Origin of the sequence: Haloarcula sp. K1, assembly GCF_001647155.1 — an archaeon.
In the GTDB taxonomy this organism is placed as follows: domain Archaea; phylum Halobacteriota; class Halobacteria; order Halobacteriales; family Haloarculaceae; genus Haloarcula; species Haloarcula hispanica.
Map to the genome: position 1 here is coordinate 1 of NZ_LRHL01000011.1, position 17,068 is coordinate 17,068.

24 protein-coding genes and 1 pseudogene are annotated in these 17,068 nt (G+C 64.0%); 15 read left to right on the top strand and 10 right to left on the bottom strand.

Features of this window, described 5'->3' with window-relative positions; genetic code table 11:
* Together AV929_RS04350 and AV929_RS04355 are read right to left on the bottom strand one after the other, a co-directional pair.
* Positions 1 to 663, bottom strand: a pseudogene (locus tag AV929_RS04350) (NAD(P)/FAD-dependent oxidoreductase); the annotation flags it as partial.
* A gap of 271 nt (positions 664 to 934) precedes the next feature.
* Positions 935 to 1,630 carry a ThuA domain-containing protein gene (locus AV929_RS04355; protein WP_014040677.1) on the bottom strand — a complete coding sequence of 232 codons (696 nt, stop codon included), beginning with the start codon at positions 1,628 to 1,630 and terminating at the stop codon, positions 935 to 937.
* A 279-nt stretch (positions 1,631 to 1,909) separates the two neighbouring features.
* Between AV929_RS04355 and AV929_RS04360 the strand changes: the two genes are divergently transcribed.
* Both AV929_RS04360 and AV929_RS04365 read left to right on the top strand, forming a co-directional pair.
* On the top strand, positions 1,910 to 2,284 hold the full coding sequence (locus AV929_RS04360; protein WP_014040678.1) for a helix-turn-helix domain-containing protein: 375 nt from the start codon (positions 1,910 to 1,912) through the stop codon (positions 2,282 to 2,284).
* A gap of 46 nt (positions 2,285 to 2,330) precedes the next feature.
* Positions 2,331 to 2,741, top strand: coding sequence for a CoA-binding protein (locus AV929_RS04365; protein WP_014040679.1), 411 nt, complete (start codon positions 2,331 to 2,333; stop codon positions 2,739 to 2,741).
* A gap of 251 nt (positions 2,742 to 2,992) precedes the next feature.
* Here the strand turns inward: AV929_RS04365 and AV929_RS04370 are convergent, their stop codons facing one another.
* The gene (locus AV929_RS04370; RefSeq protein ID WP_050007246.1) at positions 2,993 to 3,376 is read right to left on the bottom strand and encodes a DUF393 domain-containing protein; all 384 of its coding nucleotides are present in this window, start codon (positions 3,374 to 3,376) and stop codon (positions 2,993 to 2,995) included.
* A gap of 92 nt (positions 3,377 to 3,468) precedes the next feature.
* A complete protein-coding gene (locus AV929_RS21735) occupies positions 3,469 to 3,621 on the bottom strand; it encodes a hypothetical protein (RefSeq protein ID WP_155120723.1) in 153 nt (50 codons plus the stop codon).
* Between the two features lie 73 nt (positions 3,622 to 3,694).
* On the opposite strand from AV929_RS21735, the gene AV929_RS04375 reads away from it, so the two are divergent.
* Positions 3,695 to 3,937, top strand: a complete 243-nt coding sequence (locus AV929_RS04375) for a BolA/IbaG family iron-sulfur metabolism protein (protein WP_014040681.1) — start codon at positions 3,695 to 3,697, stop codon at positions 3,935 to 3,937.
* A 93-nt stretch (positions 3,938 to 4,030) separates the two neighbouring features.
* Positions 4,031 to 4,369: a glutaredoxin gene (locus tag AV929_RS04380; RefSeq protein WP_008313275.1), complete on the top strand. Its 339-nt coding sequence runs from the start codon at positions 4,031 to 4,033 to the stop codon at positions 4,367 to 4,369.
* Positions 4,370 to 4,393: 24 nt separating this feature from the next.
* On the opposite strand, the gene AV929_RS04385 is transcribed toward AV929_RS04380, so the two are convergent.
* The gene (locus tag AV929_RS04385) at positions 4,394 to 4,573 is read right to left on the bottom strand and encodes a DUF5786 family protein (protein WP_004516241.1); all 180 of its coding nucleotides are present in this window, start codon (positions 4,571 to 4,573) and stop codon (positions 4,394 to 4,396) included.
* Between the two features lie 174 nt (positions 4,574 to 4,747).
* Between AV929_RS04385 and AV929_RS04390 the strand changes: the two genes are divergently transcribed.
* Complete coding sequence (locus AV929_RS04390) at positions 4,748 to 6,670, top strand: beta-CASP ribonuclease aCPSF1 (RefSeq protein WP_064287560.1); 1,923 nt, start codon at positions 4,748 to 4,750, stop codon at positions 6,668 to 6,670.
* Between the two features lie 8 nt (positions 6,671 to 6,678).
* On the opposite strand, the gene AV929_RS04395 is transcribed toward AV929_RS04390, so the two are convergent.
* From AV929_RS04395 to moaA, 3 genes are read right to left on the bottom strand one after another with little or no spacing between them, the layout of a single operon-like run.
* Positions 6,679 to 7,692: a bifunctional oligoribonuclease/PAP phosphatase NrnA gene (locus AV929_RS04395; protein WP_014040683.1), complete on the bottom strand. Its 1,014-nt coding sequence runs from the start codon at positions 7,690 to 7,692 to the stop codon at positions 6,679 to 6,681.
* Between the two features lie 55 nt (positions 7,693 to 7,747).
* A complete protein-coding gene (locus AV929_RS04400; RefSeq protein ID WP_064287561.1) occupies positions 7,748 to 8,833 on the bottom strand; it encodes a putative sulfate/molybdate transporter in 1,086 nt (361 codons plus the stop codon).
* A gap of 51 nt (positions 8,834 to 8,884) precedes the next feature.
* Positions 8,885 to 9,967, bottom strand: a complete 1,083-nt coding sequence (gene moaA, locus AV929_RS04405; RefSeq protein WP_064287562.1) for a GTP 3',8-cyclase MoaA — start codon at positions 9,965 to 9,967, stop codon at positions 8,885 to 8,887.
* Positions 9,968 to 10,076: 109 nt separating this feature from the next.
* Here moaA and yqeC point away from each other — a divergent pair, with 109 nt between their 5' ends.
* A complete protein-coding gene (gene yqeC / locus AV929_RS04410; protein WP_064287563.1) occupies positions 10,077 to 10,796 on the top strand; it encodes a selenium cofactor biosynthesis protein YqeC in 720 nt (239 codons plus the stop codon).
* 27 nt (positions 10,797 to 10,823) lie between these two features.
* On the opposite strand, the gene AV929_RS04415 is transcribed toward yqeC, so the two are convergent.
* Positions 10,824 to 11,429 carry a molybdenum cofactor guanylyltransferase gene (locus AV929_RS04415; protein WP_064287564.1) on the bottom strand — a complete coding sequence of 202 codons (606 nt, stop codon included), beginning with the start codon at positions 11,427 to 11,429 and terminating at the stop codon, positions 10,824 to 10,826.
* Between the two features lie 78 nt (positions 11,430 to 11,507).
* On the opposite strand from AV929_RS04415, the gene AV929_RS04420 reads away from it, so the two are divergent.
* Genes AV929_RS04420 through AV929_RS22740 form a run of 6 tightly spaced genes read left to right on the top strand, consistent with a single transcriptional unit; the run spans position 11,508 to position 15,040 of the window.
* Complete coding sequence (locus tag AV929_RS04420; protein ID WP_064287565.1) at positions 11,508 to 13,280, top strand: aldehyde ferredoxin oxidoreductase family protein; 1,773 nt, start codon at positions 11,508 to 11,510, stop codon at positions 13,278 to 13,280.
* Positions 13,277 to 14,065, top strand: a complete 789-nt coding sequence (locus AV929_RS04425; RefSeq protein ID WP_064287566.1) for a hypothetical protein — start codon at positions 13,277 to 13,279, stop codon at positions 14,063 to 14,065. The genes AV929_RS04420 and AV929_RS04425 overlap by 4 nt, the downstream gene beginning before the upstream one ends.
* Positions 14,066 to 14,113: 48 nt before the next feature.
* Positions 14,114 to 14,380: a hypothetical protein gene (locus AV929_RS04430; RefSeq protein WP_064287567.1), complete on the top strand. Its 267-nt coding sequence runs from the start codon at positions 14,114 to 14,116 to the stop codon at positions 14,378 to 14,380.
* Positions 14,377 to 14,520, top strand: coding sequence for a hypothetical protein (locus AV929_RS22240; RefSeq protein ID WP_004591875.1), 144 nt, complete (start codon positions 14,377 to 14,379; stop codon positions 14,518 to 14,520). Before AV929_RS04430 ends, AV929_RS22240 begins: the two co-directional genes overlap by 4 nt.
* Positions 14,517 to 14,861 (top strand): hypothetical protein, encoded by a 345-nt coding sequence (locus tag AV929_RS04435; protein ID WP_191450409.1) that lies wholly within the window; start codon positions 14,517 to 14,519, stop codon positions 14,859 to 14,861. Before AV929_RS22240 ends, AV929_RS04435 begins: the two co-directional genes overlap by 4 nt.
* Before the next feature lie 44 nt (positions 14,862 to 14,905).
* Positions 14,906 to 15,040 carry a hypothetical protein gene (locus AV929_RS22740; RefSeq protein WP_008313251.1) on the top strand — a complete coding sequence of 45 codons (135 nt, stop codon included), beginning with the start codon at positions 14,906 to 14,908 and terminating at the stop codon, positions 15,038 to 15,040.
* A gap of 60 nt (positions 15,041 to 15,100) precedes the next feature.
* Here AV929_RS22740 and AV929_RS04440 read toward each other — a convergent pair whose 3' ends face one another.
* A complete protein-coding gene (locus tag AV929_RS04440; protein ID WP_064287569.1) occupies positions 15,101 to 16,318 on the bottom strand; it encodes a hypothetical protein in 1,218 nt (405 codons plus the stop codon).
* A 96-nt stretch (positions 16,319 to 16,414) separates the two neighbouring features.
* Here AV929_RS04440 and AV929_RS22245 point away from each other — a divergent pair, with 96 nt between their 5' ends.
* From AV929_RS22245 to AV929_RS04450, 3 genes are read left to right on the top strand one after another with little or no spacing between them, the layout of a single operon-like run.
* Positions 16,415 to 16,564, top strand: coding sequence for a hypothetical protein (locus AV929_RS22245; RefSeq protein ID WP_014040693.1), 150 nt, complete (start codon positions 16,415 to 16,417; stop codon positions 16,562 to 16,564).
* Positions 16,564 to 16,839 carry a hypothetical protein gene (locus AV929_RS04445; RefSeq protein WP_014040694.1) on the top strand — a complete coding sequence of 92 codons (276 nt, stop codon included), beginning with the start codon at positions 16,564 to 16,566 and terminating at the stop codon, positions 16,837 to 16,839. The genes AV929_RS22245 and AV929_RS04445 overlap by 1 nt, the downstream gene beginning before the upstream one ends.
* A complete protein-coding gene (locus AV929_RS04450; protein ID WP_050036718.1) occupies positions 16,832 to 17,065 on the top strand; it encodes a hypothetical protein in 234 nt (77 codons plus the stop codon). Before AV929_RS04445 ends, AV929_RS04450 begins: the two co-directional genes overlap by 8 nt.
* The last annotated feature ends 3 nt before the right edge of the window (positions 17,066 to 17,068 follow it).

A 17,068-nucleotide genomic window follows, 5' to 3' on the forward strand; every position in this document is an offset into this window, starting at 1 on the left:
TTCCCTTCCGCGTGGACGCGGTGGTTGCGCTCGTCTTTGTCCAGATCGACGTCTTGCATACAATCGCGGCCGGTGATGCCGCCCGTCCAGACCAGTACGTCGTAATCCAGTTCGTCCTCGTCGCCGATGTACACTGTCTCCTCGTCGACTTCGCCGATGAACTCCCCGCACTTGATGTTCACGTCGGCGGCTTCCAGACGCTTACGCAGGGCACCCTGCAGTTCCGGGTCGCTGTTGGGCAGGACCTGGTCGAGCCCTTCGACGAGGTGGATGTCGATGGGCGCGTTGTGNNGCGTCACGAGCGGCCTGCTGGATGTTGTCGTGGATGTCGAGCGCGTCGTCGAGGCTCTTGAGCGTCAGCGCGTGCTCTTTGAGGCCCTCGATGCCGAAGAATGCGGTCTGCGATCCCAGCCCCACGAGCAGGTAGTCGTACTCGACAGTGTCGGAATCGGCGAGGGCCACTTCCTGGGCGTCGGTGTCGATGCCGACGACTTCGTCCTGAACGAACGAGGTCGAGGGCTGTTTGATCTCGTGGACGGGAATAGTGATGTTCTCCTGGACGCTCGGGTCCCGAATGCAGCGGTGGGACTCGTGCAAGACCAGGTGGTAATCCGTCTCNNCACCAGCGTACCCCGCACCGAGTACGACCACGTTCTCTGTCATAGGCCACTCTCCGAAGTCATTAGATACAAACCCTTTGGAATCGGTCTACGGCTCCGCTGTTGTCCTCGCATGCTGGCTCACGGTCGTGACCCAGCCCCCTAAGTTTGCAGTCGCCTTCGGTCACCCTCCCGAGGTAAAACAGCACCTACCGTTCCGAAAGACGCCTCCTAATCACCTATTTACAGAGACAGTCTGTCCTTTCTGGTCGGCCAATCAAACAGAAGGAGGGGCAACCGAGAGCTAACAGACAGCACAACGGTTGTCCCGACTGTCAGGACTGTCCAGCGCAGCGGTGGTCGGTCTCATCCGGCGCGGCCCAGGTAACAGCGTTGTGCAGGAGCTTCTGAACGACCGGCCGGTGATACACTGGAAACGTCTCGTGGCCGGGTTGGAAGTAGAATATCCGTCCTGCATCACGGTAGTAACAACACCCGCTGGGAAACACTGTGCCGTCGCCACACCAACTTACGGTCACCAGGGTGTCCGGTATCGGCAGGTCGAACCCCTTTCCGTAGATCTCGGCACGTTCGAGTTCGAACTCCTCGGGAAGCCCGTCGGTAATTGGGTGGCTCGATTCGACGACCCAGACGTGCTCGCGCTCGCCCTCCTCGCGCCAGCGCAGGGTGCCAGTCGTTCCCATGAGTGCCTCGAACGGCTTCGATTCGTGACTGGAGTGTAGCGGGATGAACCCCATTCCCTCACGGACAGCCTGCTCGACGCGGCTCGCAGTCGCATCGCTGACAGCATCGTGTGCGACATCGCCCCACCACAATAAAACGTCAGTTTCGGCGAGTATCTTCTCGGTTAGTCCGTTGGCAGGGTCATCGAGTGTCGCTGTCTGGACGGTGTGGCCGTAGGAAGTAAGCATCTCAGCCAACGTCGTGTGGATCCCGTCGGGGTACATCGCATTGGCCGGGCCTGTCGCCCGTTCGTGCCGGTTTTCGTTCCACACGGTGACTGCAACCATACAAGAATACACTGAATAACCGGAGAAAAATATAATTACTCTCTCATGGCTGGGAAGCTGCCGCTCGCCATGATTTTGGGCAGGCACACGCTGTGCGAGGGTCCACTGTGTCTCCCAAGCTATAGTAGCCATTGAAAATCAATACACACCTGATCGCACGACAGCAGTGCGATCAGGTGTGTACATGTTTCAATTGTTACTATAGCCCACGAACAGTAGCGTCCGGCTACCTGCACAGGGGTAGTTATTAGCCGGCCGCGGCCGAAATCCCGACAAGATATGAGCGATTCACCGGAGAAGCTCTCCGTCTGGTGTGCTGGCGAAGAGTGGTGTCCGATAACCACGACGGCGTCCCTCATCGGGAAGAAGTGGCACCCCGTCATCATCCACCGACTGCTTGATAACGGCCCGTCAGGATTTAACGAACTCAAAGAGAACGTCGACGGGATTTCTTCCAAAGTGCTCTCTGACAGCCTCGAAGACCTACAGGAGAAAGGGCTCGTCGACCGGGAAGTAATCAACGAACAACCGTTTCGCGTCAATTACTCGCTCACCGAACACGGGGAGTCACTTGAGTCCGTAATCACCGAAATGGCAGCGTGGGGCCAGACATACCTGCAGGAACCGACAGGGGCCGACGAGCCCACGGAGTAAGTCCCGCAGGCAATCGCTTTTGTTGCTGCCCGGCTAACATCCGTGTATGCCTGTTACTTCGGACGACGAACTCCGAGAGATCCTCGAACTGGACCGCGTCGCCGTCGTCGGGTGTTCGACCAGCCCCGGCAAGGACGCTCACGAGATCCCGAAGTACCTCCGCGAACAGGGGTACGAGGTGATTCCGGTCAATCCCTTCGCAGACGAGATATTCGGACAGAAGGCCTACGACTCGCTGTCAGAGATTCCCGGCGAGATAGACATCATCGACGTGTTCAGGCCAAGCGACGAGGTCAGCGACATCGTTGACGCGGCCCTGGAACGGGACGACGACGCCGTCATCTGGCTCCAGCTCGGCATCCACGACGACGAGGCCGTCGAACGTGCCGAAGCGGCCGGCCGCCGCGTCGTCCAGGACCGCTGTATGAAGCCGACCCACCAGCAACTGATGGCCTGAACAGGCAGATAACGGCTGAATGCGGTTGACACAGCCGTCGCCCGTACGGTCAGTCTGTGTCTGGGCCACATCCGGAGTGTGCTGCCGTGGGAGCCAGAGGGTACTGGCTCGTCCGGATGCTGTTCACCGGGCGCTGGCGGTCAGTTACCTCCTGGTGTTCGTTGTCGCGACCACGCGGTTCCGGTGTCGGTTCTGCGCTACGCCAGCCCGGTCAGCGAGGGCAATTTGCAACACGCCAGGGTCCGAGGTCGTCAGTTCGTGCCGTCCCTGCGCGCTGGCGGCGTCTTCGACATGACCTTCCCCCACTTCGAACGGTTATCGGCGACCTGTCGATAGGCCCGCTCGCGGAACCGCTCGTAGTCTTCGAACTGCCGGAAGAAGGAGACCAGCGGCCGCGCCGGCTTGCCTATGTCAGTGTAGGTGAGCGCTGTCTCGATGGACTCCCCACAGGAGTACACCTCCTCCTCGGTCACCAGATGCGAGCAGGACTCGTAGTCGTCCGGGAGTCGCTCCAGCAGGTCATCGTCGAGGTCGGAGAACCCGACGATTTCGAGGTCGGACCGCTCGTCGATGAAGTCCGCCCACCACGTACAGAAGCCGCAGTCGTCGTCGTAGACGAGCGTAGCGTCGCTCATATTCGAGCTACGTACCCGAGGCACAAACACCTATGGTTCAGCCGGCGGGAATTTACAGCCGATCACCACAGGTACGGACGTGGAGCGATTCGTCAGACTGATTGTTGATCGTGGCCGGCGGGCTTGCCTTGGTGGTCGCGCTCTGGACGGTTTGGCTTGTGGCCTCGTTCTCGGCAGTCCGGTTCGGCGGGGTCGCGCTCGCACTTCTGGGACTGGCCGCCCTCGGAGTCGGTATCAGCCGGCAACTGTCACTCAGTTAGTGACCGCGGCGTGACTGTGACGCCAACTGTTTTGCCTGCCGCTCTCTTCAGAGCGCGTATGGACGAGGATGCAGTCGCCGAACTCATCGAAACGGAACTGCCGGAGGCACAGGCGACGGTCACCACACCGCGGGACCCCGACGACGACAAACACTACGCCGTACGCGTGGTGTCCCCGGCGTTCGAGGGAGAATCACTAGTCGACCAGCACCAGCTCGTCCACGACGCGCTCGGGGACCATCTCACCCGCGACATTCACGCTATCGAGCTGACGACACTGACGCCCGAGGAAGCCGAGTAGTCGTATCCCGGCGGTGCGGTTCCGCTCGACCCGTCGGTACAACCTCGTTTGTCCCGTCGGTACGCCTTTATTGCCGACGGCGTTAGTGAGGGTATGGCATTCGAGCCCGAAGAACTCTCGCCCGAAGAAGTCACGGACCAGGTAGACAGCGTCATCGAGGACAACGAGGTCGTGCTGTTCATGAAAGGCAACGAGCTGATGCCACAGTGTGGCTACTCGAAGAAGGCCCTCGCACTACTGCAACAGCACCGCGACGACATCGAGACAGTGGACGTGCTCAAGGCGACCGACGCCTATCGGGAGGCCCTAGAGCGCCACAGCGACCGCGAGACTATCCCCCAAACGTTCGTCGACGGGGAGTTCATCGGCGGCAGCGACATCCTCGAACAGCTGGACGAGCGCGGTGAACTCGCGGAAAAAGTCGGCCAGTAAGCGCAGTCGGGAATGGCGGCGGCGTTACTCCTCGTCCTCGTCTTTCATGTCGCCGAGTTTGTCGACGAGGTCGCTCGTGGTCGCCTCCGTCTCGAAGGAGACCGACCCGTCGTGGTCGTTCTCGTGGACTGCAACGCCCTCGCTGTCGTCTGCGTCTACGTCGTTGTCCTTCTGTTCGGATTCATCGTAGCTACCAAAGCCCATACAACTACAACTCGCAGTCCCACACTAAAATTCGCCGGTTCCTGCCGAGACACGACCACACGATGACATACCGAGACAAGCAAAGGTTCTTTACCGTGCTTGCACTCCCGCTAGATAACGGCAGTCGAGAGCCGTGGTTTTACCGACGGCTATCGGGCCTCCATCTCCAAACTTATGAGTTCCGCAGACGAGACACTTGATCGAATCAAAGCACAGGTCGAAGAAGAGACACCGGACGACATCGAAATCGATTCCGTCGCGTTCGAGGGGCCGGAGCTGGTTATTTACACGCCGGATGCGCAGACGGTCGCCAACCGCGACGGGATCGTCAGAAACCTCGCACAGACGCTTCGCAAACGAATCAACGTTCGCCCCACGCAGGAAGCCCTCGTGCCGCCGAACGAAGCGCGGGCTCGGATCACGCAGACGATTCCCGAGGACGCCGGCGTCCAGAACCTGGATTTCGACCGCCAGACCGGCGAAGTGTTCATCGAGGCCGAAAAGCCCGGCCGCGTCATCGGCCGCCACGGGGCGACGCTGGACGATATTTCCGCCTCCGTCGGCTGGACTCCCGAAGTCGTCCGGACGCCGCCGATGGAGTCCTCGACCGTCTCGAACGTCCGGAACTACCTCAAGCAGGAACGCGAGGAACGACGGGACATCCTCCAGCGCGTCGGTCGACAGATCAACCGCCCCACTACGAGCGACGAGGACTGGGTTCGACTCACGACGCTGGGCTGCTGTCGTGAGGTCGGGCGCGCCGCGTTCATCCTCTCGACGCCCGAGTCCCGCATCCTCATCGACTGCGGCGACAAGCCCGGTGCTGAGGGCGAGGTCCCGTACCTTCAGGCACCCGAAGCGCTCGCGGCGGGGCCGAACTCCCTCGATGCCGTCGTCCTGACACACGCCCACCTGGACCACTCCGCGCTCATTCCGATCCTGTTCAAATACGGCTACGACGGCCCGATTTACACGACAGCGCCGACACGAGACCTGATGGGCCTGCTCCAGCTGGACTACCTCGACGTGGCTTCGAAGGAAGGGCGGACGCCACCATACGAGAGCCAGCAAGTCCGTGACGCGCTGAAACACACGATTCCTCTGGAGTTCGGCAACGTCACCGACATCGCGCCCGATATCAAACTCACGATGCACAACGCCGGTCACATCCTCGGCTCGGCGGTGTGTCACTTCCACATCGGCGAGGGACGGTACAACGTCGCCTTCTCCGGTGACATTCACTACAAGGACACTCGGCTGCTCGACGGCGCTGTCAACGACTTCCCGCGGGTGGAGACGCTCGTGCTGGAGTCGACCTACGGCGGGAAAAACGACTACCAGACCGACCAGTCCGACTCCGAACGGGTCCTCAGAGATGTCATCAACGAGGCCTACGAGAACGACGGCAAAATCCTGATTCCGGCGTTCGCCGTGGGTCGGTCCCAGGAACTCATGCTCGTCCTCGAAGAGGCGATGCGAAAGGGCGACATCCCGACGATGCCGGTGTATCTCGATGGGATGATTCGAGAGGCAACGGCCATCCACACCGCGTATCCGGAGTACCTCCGGGACGACCTCCGCCAGCGCATCCTGTACGAGGACGAGAACCCGTTCCTCGCCGAGCAGTTCGAGCAAGTCGACGGCGGCGACGAGATGCGGCAGGACATCGCCGACGACGAGCCGGCCATCATTCTGACCACCTCCGGGATGGTCACTGGTGGCCCCGTTATGTCCTGGCTCCGACTGCTGGGCAGCGACCCGGACAGCACGATGGCCTTTGTCGGCTATCAGGCCGAGGGAACGCTCGGTCGCCAGATCCAGCGCGGCCAGAACGAGATTACCTTGGGCGATACGAGCGGGCCACGCGCCGAACGGGTGAGCCTCAGGCTCAACGTGGAGACGGTCGATGGCTTCTCCGGCCACGCCGACCGACAGGGGCTGGAGTCGTTCGTCGAGACGATGCACCCGCGACCGGAGAAAATCCTCTGTGTCCACGGCGACGCGTCCACGACGAACCAGCTGTCCTCGGCGCTGTACCAGAAGTTCAATATGCGGACGCACAACCCGAAGAACCTGGAAACGTTCCGCCTGTCCTGAACGGCGTCTCAGTCCTTTTCAGAGAGGTTCAGTCCGGCAAACAGCCGCGCCGAAATCACTTGCTCGACGATGTCGACGAGCACGGCGTCGTCGCTCGTGTAGTCGGCGAAAATGCCAAGCGGGACCTCGCCGCCGGCCATCTCTCTGTGACCACCCGCGCTCCCGACATCGCCCAGCGATGCGTCCAGAACGTCACCGATATTGATACGGGAGTCCGTTGACCGGGCGCTGAGCTGGATGGTGTCCTCGACAATGCCGAAGACGATGGCCGTCTCGACGCCCTCGAGCGTCGCCAGGTAGTCGGCCGCCTGCGGTAGTGCGTCCCGCTCCTGTGTCCGGCCGACGTGCGAGATTAACACCGAGCCTTTGACCGTCCGGTTCTCGATTGCGTCCGCGATGGCGTCGACGGTCGCACCACTGACTGATGGCGAGGAAAGCTGGCGCAACAGGTCCGAATCAGCCGCCGCTGTCAGGAAGCCGGCCGCCCCGTGCTCGTCTGTCGTCACGCCGCGCAGGAAGCCCAGCGTCTCGCGTCGAATGGCAAACAGTAGCGCCGTCGCCAAGCGGTCGTCGAGTTCGATGTCGAGGTCCCGCAGGTACTCGGTCAGTATCGTCGCCGTCGCCCCGATTTCTACCCGGTGATCGACGAACCGGGCGCTGATATCCTCGGCGGGATGGTGGTCGATAACGATGTCGACCGAGACGTCTTCGGGGACCCGGTTGTTCGCCCCCGGAATCGAGTGGTCGACGAAGGCGAGCAGTTCCGAGGATTCCCGGTCGGTCACGTCGGCTGCATCGAACTCCTGGATGTCCATCTCCAGCAGATTGACGAACGAGCGGTTCTGCTGGTGTGAGATCTCGCCGCTGTAGAGGATGCGTCGCTCGTCGATGCCGACGGCGGCCGCGATACGGCCGAGCGCGAGCGCGCTAGCCAGACAGTCGGGGTCGGGGTTGTTGTGACAGACGATGGTGAGTGACTCCGCCTCTCCGAGCAGGTTTTCGAGTTCCGTTGCGGGGCGCATCTATCAGTCGACGCTTCGGGCTCCTGCTACAAGCGTGTGGGGGCCAGCCGCTGAGTCACAACTGGGCGCGCAGTTGCTGGACGAGGACGCCGACGACGAACGCGAGGCCGAGGTTGACGAGCACGCCGAGGACACCGATTGCCGCGACGACCGCCAGGTCGTCCGTTTTGGAAACGCCGGTCCAGCCCAGTTGGAGCGCGATCAGTACCAGAATGACCCCGAGCAGCGCCGTCGGGTAGGCCGCGATGACGCCGACGGCGAGGAACGCAGTCAAGACGTAGCCCGCGCCGAGTAGCAGGTTCGCGCCGGGCGTTCTGGCACCGAAGGCGTACTTTCCGGCGACGCCGCCGCTCCCGTGACACATCGGGAACGCGCCGAACGGGACCGCGACCAGATTCATCAGTCCCATGCTGTTCGAGAGTTGGTCCGCGGACACGTCCCGGTCGAAGTAGTCCGCAAGCAGGACTGACGTGGCGATGGCGGCGTTGCCGACCGTGACCGCAATCTGGGCGAGAACGGCCTCTGCCGTCTGCACCGACAGTGTCATGCGTGGAAGCATGAACATGGCGTCGACAGCGGGGACGGCCGGCGTCGGTACGCCGGTCTCCGCGAGGGCGAGAACGACGCCGAGGACGAAGACGGCGAAGGCGCTCTGCCCACTGTAGCCCAGAAGTGCGAAGAGGGCCACAAGGCCGACGGCGACGGCCACGAGTCTCGGATCGCTGAGCCCGAGGTCAACGCCCGTCTCCAGCAGGACCAGCGCGACGCCGAGTTGTACCCCACGAACGACGGTGTCGTCGACGTACTGATTGACCGTTTCGAGTGACCGCGTGGTTCCGAGCGCGAGCAGGATGCCGGCCAACAGGAGCCCTGCGACGACGAGCTCGCCGGTGGAGATGGTCCCGGCGATGACCAGCGCGGCGAAAGCCTTCATCGGCTCGATAGAGATGGGAACGCCGTAGTACAGCCCCCAGACGACCTGAAAAACGCCGAACCAGACGAGCATGACCGGGAGCGAGAGCTCCGTCAGCACGGCGACGGCCACGACGACCGGGAGCACCGTCGCGGAGTCCCCGACAGCGCCGGTGAGTTCGTTCCACGACAGTGAAATCGCGGTTCGGTCGCGGAGCGGGAGACTCATCCTGGCCGGTTTTCACGATGGAACAGTAAGAGCGTTTGCCCGCGGCGACCGCTACTCCGAGTACTCGTAGGGCGCACGGTCCCCGTCGGTGTCGATGTACTCGTCGTTTATCTCCCACTCGCCGTCCTCGGTCTCGACCATGTACTCGCCGTAGTAGGGGACGCGGGTGTCGACCGTCTCGCGGAACGCGGCGCGCATCGACTCCTTTGTCGTGCCGATGTCCCGCAGGTCGTCGTTGCGGTTCAGACAGCCCTTGAGATAGCCATCGTGGGTGAGCCGGACGCGGTGGCAGTTCGCACAGAAGTTCTCGTTGCCGACGGGGTCGACGATTTCGACCATGCCGCTGTTCTGGTTGTTGACCGGTTCCGTCTGAACGCCGCCGTCGGACGCGGCCAGCGAGGTGGTCGCGCCGCTCCCTTCGACCGCCGCCTCGGTGCTGTGTATCCAGTAGCGCTTGCGGTCGTGCATCTCCCGGTGTTCAACCGTGTCCGCGCGGTCTTCGAGCCAGTCGTGGACGCGGTCGATGTCGATGGCCCACTCCGGGTGGCCGGCCAGTTCCGGCATGTACTCGATGAGCTGGAGCTGGAGCCCGGGGTTCTCGGCGACGTGGTCGACCATCTTCGGGACGTAGCCCGCGGTCGGCTCGAACACGACCATGTTGAGCTTCACCGGCGCGAGGCCGGCGTCCAGCGCCGCTTCGACGCCTTCGAGGACGCGGTCGTAGGCCCCGCTCTGTGTCAGCTCGGCGAAGGCCTCGCTGTCGAGCGCGTCCTGCGAGACGTTGACCCGCTCAAGGCCCGCGTCGACGAGGTCCGGGGCGCGGCCGGGGAGGAAGGTGCCGTTGGTCGTCATCGACACCTCCATCTCGTCGGGGGCGCGCCGGACGATTTCCTCTAAGTCCTCCCGGAGCATCGGCTCCCCGCCCGTGAACTTCACCGAGTCGACGCCGAACTCGGCGGCGACTTCGAGGAAGGCCACGATGGTGTCGGCAGTGAGTTCGTCGTCCTGTGCCTCCATCGGGCCCCGTGTGTCGCCCAGCCCCTCATTGTGGCAGTAGACGCAGTCGAAGTTACACCGGTCGGTCAGGGAGACGCGGACACCGGAGACCTCGCGACCGAAGTCGTCTTCGAGCATTTCCTTGCTAACTGTTCACAGCACAACCTCTTAAATGGCGTGACTGGTCCGGTTCCGTTGTCGCGCGCACCAGGGTAACGATTAATTCGGCGACTGCCGTGCACTGCGTATGAACATCGTCGATGCGCTGGACGCGCGGCGGGGAACGACCTGTTTCGTCGGCGCTGGGGGGAAGAAGACGACGATGGCAACGCTCGCCGGCCGACTGGACCGCACGGTTGTCACAGCGACGGTCCGGATTCCGATATTCGACGGCTGGGTCGAGAACGTTGTCGTGACGGAGACCCCACGGACAGCCATTGACGAGGCGTCTGCGTGGCCGCTGGGCGTCGTCCCGACACAGGAGCGGCCGGACCGCTACCGCGGCTACGACCCGGAAACCGTCGCCGACCTGGCTGATATCGACCATCCGATTCTGGTGAAAGCCGACGGCGCACGGATGCGAGAGTTCAAAGCGCCGAGCGACCGCGAGCCACAGCTCCCCACGTCGGCCTCGACCGTCGTCCCGATTGCCAGCGCCCACGTCGTCGGCGAACCCTTGACCGACGACATCGTCCACCGGGTCGACGAAGTTACCGCGATTACCGGGCTCGCTCGCGGTGACGAGATTCGACCGCAAGACGTCGCTGCGGTCCTCGCCCACGAGCAGGGCGGGCTGAAAGACGTGCCAGCCAACGCGACCGCGGTTCCGCTGCTCAACATGGTCGATGACGCGGGACTCGAAACAAGCGCGCGGGCCGTTGCCGAGGCGATTCACGACCAAGCCGACGTGTCGCGTGTCGTCCTTGCTGAGATGCGGAGCGACGACCCGCTGGTGGCAGTCGTCTGAGAGCGAGGCGACACCGGCCCCGCTCGTTCAGAACCGCTCGGCCGCGGCCTCGAACTCCTCACGGGTGTTGAGGTTCTTGAACGTATCCAGTGAGGTGTGTGCGAGTACGTCTTCGCGCTCAACGACAACGTACTCAAGGTCGAACAACGGTTCGACGATTTTGTGCTCGCCGCGTTCCAGCGCTCGCTGGCAGGCCGCCTGCATTGCCTCGGCGTGGTACACCGCCTGTGTCGTCTGGAACCACTCGTCCGGGCGCGGCACCGCGGCCTCGTGGGACGCTGCCCGCTCGAACAGATAGTCGAGGAACGCGGGATCGACGAAAGGCATATCACAGGCCACCACGGCGGCGTACTCGCTATCGACGGCCCCCAAACCGGTTGCGATGCCCGCCATCGGCCCCTGATCGGGGTCCTCGTCGAGCGCGAACGTCGGGTCGAGGGTGTGGCCCGACAGCGCCGCGTCGATGGCCTCGACCTGGTCCTCGCGGCAGTTCACGACGAGTTCGTCGACGGTTTCGCCGAGGCGGTCGGCGACGCGGCGGACCATCGGTGTCCCCGCGAGGTCAGCGACGGCCTTGTCGCTGTCGCCGAACCGCGTCGACCGGCCGCCAGCGACGATGACACCTGCGCGCATACCCTGCCTTCTCGGGTCTGGCAGAAAGGTGCTTGGTGCTGTGGGTAATCCTTTAGTCGACAGACGGAAGAGTGAGGTATGATGACAGTAGCCAATCGGGACCGGATGCTCCACGTCGACCTGTCGTCGGCATCGGTCGAGAGCTGTCCGGTTCCGGAGGCCTGGCGTCGCCAGTTTGTGGGCGGCAAGGGACTCGGCGCTCGGTACCTGTACGACAAACTCGACGCAGGCACCGACCCGCTAGGCCCCGAGAACGTCCTGTTGTTCATGCTCGGGCCGGTCTCCGGGCTGCTCCCCGGCGAGACACGCTACGCGGCGGTCACGAAGTCGCCCCTGACTGGCGGCTTCCTCGACTCCTATGCGGGCGGGACGTTCCCGGACACGCTGGCCGGCGCGTTGCAGGACCACACCGGGATTCTTGTCACCGGGCGCGCTTCGGAGCCGGTCAAACTCGTCGTCGAGGCCGACGGCGCGACGGTCGAACCCGCCGAGACGTGGGGGCAGGATACAGCCGAAACCGACGCAGCGTTCCCCGAGGCTGCGGTGGCGTGTATCGGCCCGGCGGGCGAGCAGGGCGTCGCGTTCGCGACTATCGCTTCTGACGGCGGCGAACACCACGCGGGGCGGGGCGGTGCCGGAACAGTGATGGGCGCAAAACGGCTGAAAGCCGTCGTCGTCCGCGGTGAGCCGCCGACGGACCTCGCGGAGCTACGGGAGCAGTACGCCAAGCGGTACCGCGAGGGCGACACCGGACAGTGGCTCAACGCCAGCGGGACCGTCGAAACGGTCGACTTCGCCAACGAGATCGGCGCGCTCTCGACGCGCGGCTGGGAAGACGGCCAGTTCGAGGGAGCCGACGGGGTCGGTATCGAAGCCGTGCAGGAACTTGCCGCGGGCCGAGAGTACGACGACGGAGGCAACCCCGGCGGCTTCCGCGTCCAGACGGAGGACGGCGAAACCGTCCCGCGCGGCGCGACGGCGATGAGCCTAGGGGCCGGCCTCGGCATCGACGACTTCGACGCCGTGGCGGCGCTGGGCGAGACCTGTAACCGGTTGGGTCTCGACCTCATCAGCGCCGGGAGCGCCGTCGCGTGGGCCATCAAAGCCGGCGACGCCGGCCTGCTCGACGAATCGCTCGATTACGGGAGCCCCGACGACGCGCGGGCGCTCCTCGAAGCCATCGTCGCGCGGGAGTCGACGCTCGGCGACGCTCTGGCCGACGGCGTTGACGCGGCCTCGGCCCGTCTAGGCGGGGACGACCTCCTGCCGACGGTCAAGGCTATGGAACTGCCAGCGTACGACCCCCGCGGCGCACGGAGCATGGCACTGGCGTACGCGACCAGCGACCGCGGGGCCTGTCATCGGCGGGCGCTCCCCATCGAGCGGGAAGCCTTCGACTCCGATTGGGACCCGGAGCGGGCGGCCGCGGCCGTCATCCGCGAACAGGACCAGCGCTCGGTGCTGTGGTGCCTCGTCGTCGACGACTTCGTCGGCGACGCCTTCGAAGACCTCGGCGCGGAGTGGCTCGACGCTATCGGCCTGGACACGGACGGCGACCTCGCGACGGTCGGCGAGCGGGTCTGGACGCTCACGCGCCTGTTCAACGTCCGGGAGGGCGTTTCCCGAGCCGACGACGAACTCCCGGCAAAGCTGCAGGAACCGCTTGATTCTGGCCCGAACGCTGGCGCGGCAATCGACACCGAGTCGTTCGACGCGATGCTCGACGAGTACTACAGCCAGCGCGGCTGGGACGCCGACGGCCGGCCCACCCCCGAGACAATCGAGCGACTCGGCCTCACGGACGCCGTCGACCAATCGACACGACCAGCGGACACGACACTCGGAGAATGACAGACGAAATCGACCTCGACGAACTCGACGTACAGGACGACGAGGAGACGCCGAACCGGGGCGACTGGTTCTGGAATGGAAAGGGCGACCCCGAAGACGAACCCGACCCCGGATCGACTGGGACCGTATCGGTGCGGCCCGACAGCGATACCGAGGCTGAGAGTCCCGGCGCGGCCGCAGATACGGGTCCTGCTTCGGACACTGGTGTCGAAGGGAACGGCGGAGATACCGCCAGCGCAGACTCCAGAGACCAAGCGGTCCCCCACGTCCCGCGGGAGAACAAGGACAAGCCGGTCGGTATTCCGACAGACAGCGGCGGCGCGGGCGGCGCGGCCGCGACCGACACAGACCCGGCCTCGAACGTCGCCGAGGACCCCGCTGCCGGCGAGGAACCCGTCGAAGCGAGCGGTCCCCACGGCGGCGGCATCGACGACATGACGATGGCTGTGACCTACGACGCGGCCCGGCAGTTCGCCGACCCGCAACTGGTCTTCCGCGAGGCGCGGGCGTGGGCCGACTGGGTCGGTATCGTCGGCGACGTAGAGGCGTTCGTCATCAACAAGTTCCAGCGTGACCACGGCATCGATGCCGACTTCTTCAGCGGCGCGGGTCAGGAACCGGCCGAACGCCTCGCCGACATCGGCGAGCACTCGATGTTCTACGCCGAGCGGATGGTCCTCGTCGGCCGTCCGGACGACGAGCCCATCGCCGACCGGACGGGCTGGGAGTTCATCCCGCTCGCCGACGCCGCAGAGAAGGCGGAGTGGGAACTCGCTGACGAGTGACGCCCTATATTTATAATGCTTGCTGGTCATTGTCATACACGAACGACAATGACACTCCGAACCGCGGTCCACCAGTCGAAGATACTCACGTTCGTGGTACTGGGGGCCTTCGTCTGGCTCTTATTGACACTGTTCGAAGTACTGTCGACCATCGACTTCGCGACCGGAACAGCGACGTTCGTCGGTCAGAACGCGCTGGGCGGTCTCGCCGGAGTGCTTGTGCTGACTATCGTCCTCGGAGCGCTCGTGGTCCTGTACTCCGAGATAACCGAGTCAGACCCGGCCCCGCAGTCGTGGCCCCCGTCGGAAGAATGACGTACTACAGTTGCGAAGAATGCGGCCAGATGATAGACCTCTCGGCGTTCGAGGGGCAGCCGCGCCGGCAGAACTGTCCGGTGTGTGAGGAGACGACGCTGTGGACGCCCGAGTTCGAGGGTGAAGGGGTGTCGTTTTGACACTCGCTTTCGAGGTGAGCGACCGCCTGTACGAGGCCGCTCAGGAGTGGGCCGACCGGCGGTTGGAGGACATCGACGAAGCGATGGAAACGAAAGTCGAGCAGGCGTTGCTGGAGATCGAACACCTCGTCTCACAGTCCCACGACGTGGCGTTCGAGGTCGACGGCCGCGAGGTACGGTACGAACCGACAGAGGAACTGGCCGCGTTGCTCCGTCGGCAGGCCGAGGAGAGCGAAATCGACGAGAGTACCGTGCTGAAGATGCACGTCGACCTCTACGCGAACGCGTTCCTCGACGAAGTCTCGGACGAGCAGAAACCGCCGGGAACGCCGTCTGAGTGACGGCACCAAAACTTAAGCCCGGCCACTACGACAGATGATATACAATGGCACACGAAGAGAGTGAGTGGAAACCGAAGGGTGCGACAGAGACGTTCAACGACTTCGAGGTCTGGGACCACGGCGTCTGGCCGGGCGACGTGAACCAGAACGACACGACGACGGACGACGACGAGGAGTGACCCGCTGCCGGCGTCAGGTTCGTACTGTTTTCGTGGCCCCTCTCTACATGCGAGCGACAGCTACGGGGCCGGGAAGACCCGTTTGTCACGCGGCGGGACGTAGAAGTTCGAGCGTGACGCAACCTCGATGAATTCCAGCAGGCCGTTGTTCTGTCGATCCCGGAGTTCCTCGTGTTCCTCCCGGAGCCACCACCCGTTCATCGCGTCCCGGACTTCCTCGAAGTCACGCGGGCGTTCCTGTAACGAGAGGAAGTGAATCCCGGCCTGGCCGCCGTCAATCGTGTTGAAATCGCGCCGGAGGACAATCGGCTCCCCGTCCTTGCGGGCGCGGGCCACCTTCTCGAAGTGGCCGACCTCCCCCTCTGTGCTCGCGTGCTCGCGGACCATGTCGGCGAAGGGGAGGGTACCTCTATCGATGTCCTCCGGCGAGAACTCCGCCGAGAACAGTCGCTTGACGCGGTCGGACTGGGCGAGTTCCCACCAGTTGTCGAAGGCCTCGTTGATTCGTGAGAGGTGTATCGTCGTCCCGCCGGCGTACGGGCCGTCGTCGATGGTGACGCAGTCCTCGCTGGCCTGCGTCCCGGCCCGGCCGGCGAAAAAGCCCGAGAACATATACGACTCCTCGGGGATGTCGGCGGGGACGCCCTCCGCGTCGGCGTGGGCCGCCGGGAGCCCCTCGCCGATGAAGCCGCCGCGGCGGTCGGCGACGGAGAACACGTCGCCGAGTCGACCCTGAATCTCCGCGTCCGCGAGCGTCGGCCGCGTGTCGAACATCGCCGACTCGGCGGCCGCGAGGTGCGAGGGAACGTCGCTCGCGAGGACGAGCATCGCGTCGAAAGACTGCAGGTCGGGGTTGTCCGTCCGGGAGAGGACTCGCGGGCTGCGTATCGGGGACGAATCGAGCGACCCGTAGGTGTCGAAGTAGCTCGTCCCCCAGCCGAGCATATGCAGGAGCCCCGAACTGGTGAACTCGTAGGCGTCTTCCAGTGTTCGCATCGCTAGCTCGACAGTCTCCGCGGCAGAATCCGACGGTGACCCGTCGAGGTCGAGCATGAACAGACGGAAATGACGTGGCAACAGGTCGTTGCCGGCGGCGTCGCTCCGGAGGCGCGCGTTCCAGGCGTGTTGCCGTCTCGGGAGTTCGTCGGCTCGGGGGTTCGGGTCGAGGTCACCCGTCGGCGACTCCGCTTGCCTGGCCAGCAGGGACGAACACCCGCTGAGACCGGCTGCTCCGGAGAGTGCGGAGAGTCGAAGCAGCAGCCCTCGGCGCGAGTTCATGGTATGATATCACAAGGGTAGGTCTGCGTGGAGAAAAACGTTGTCTCAAGGGAACAGGTCGCAACGGTTTTTACTTGACATTCCGTACCATATACCATGTTAACTATACTCATACACTCGGAATCGGGACTCACCCTCCCGTTTCCACCCGATATGGGCACGGCGGTCCTCGGTGTCGGACTGGTCGTCCTCGCCGTCGTCACGTACGATATCTATCAGCAGCACTGGACCGGGGAGGGAACCTGATGGCCACCGAACAATCGGACTCCCGGCTGACAGCCGTCTCGCTCCTCGGATATCTTCGAATCCTGGTCTACACTCTCGCTACGCTGCTGGCGCTGTCACTGCTTGTCGTCGGAACGATCGGACTCATCGCCGAGCTCAAGGGGAGCTGGCACTGGGAGATTCACCTCAAATCGACTATCAGCTACATCGGCCTGTTCGTCAGCCGGCTGCTGATCGTTCTCGTCCCGCTGTTCGTGGTCCTCGTCGTCGGTCGGCGGGTGGTGCCCGATGCGTGAGCGACTGCGTGTGAACCCCTTCGGCGTCGTCGCGGCGGCGTCAGTCACGCTCCTCTGCGTGCTGGTCGCGGGCGCGGGAGCCGTCGCAGTCGTCGCACGGTCGGTCAACTCCTGGCGGTCGCTCTTTTTCATGGAACAGACGATGGCGTTCCTGCTGCCCGCGGTGAAGGTCCTGCTGGTCGTCGGCCTCATCGCAAGCACGGGCCTCGTGCTCCGTATCCGGTAGCCG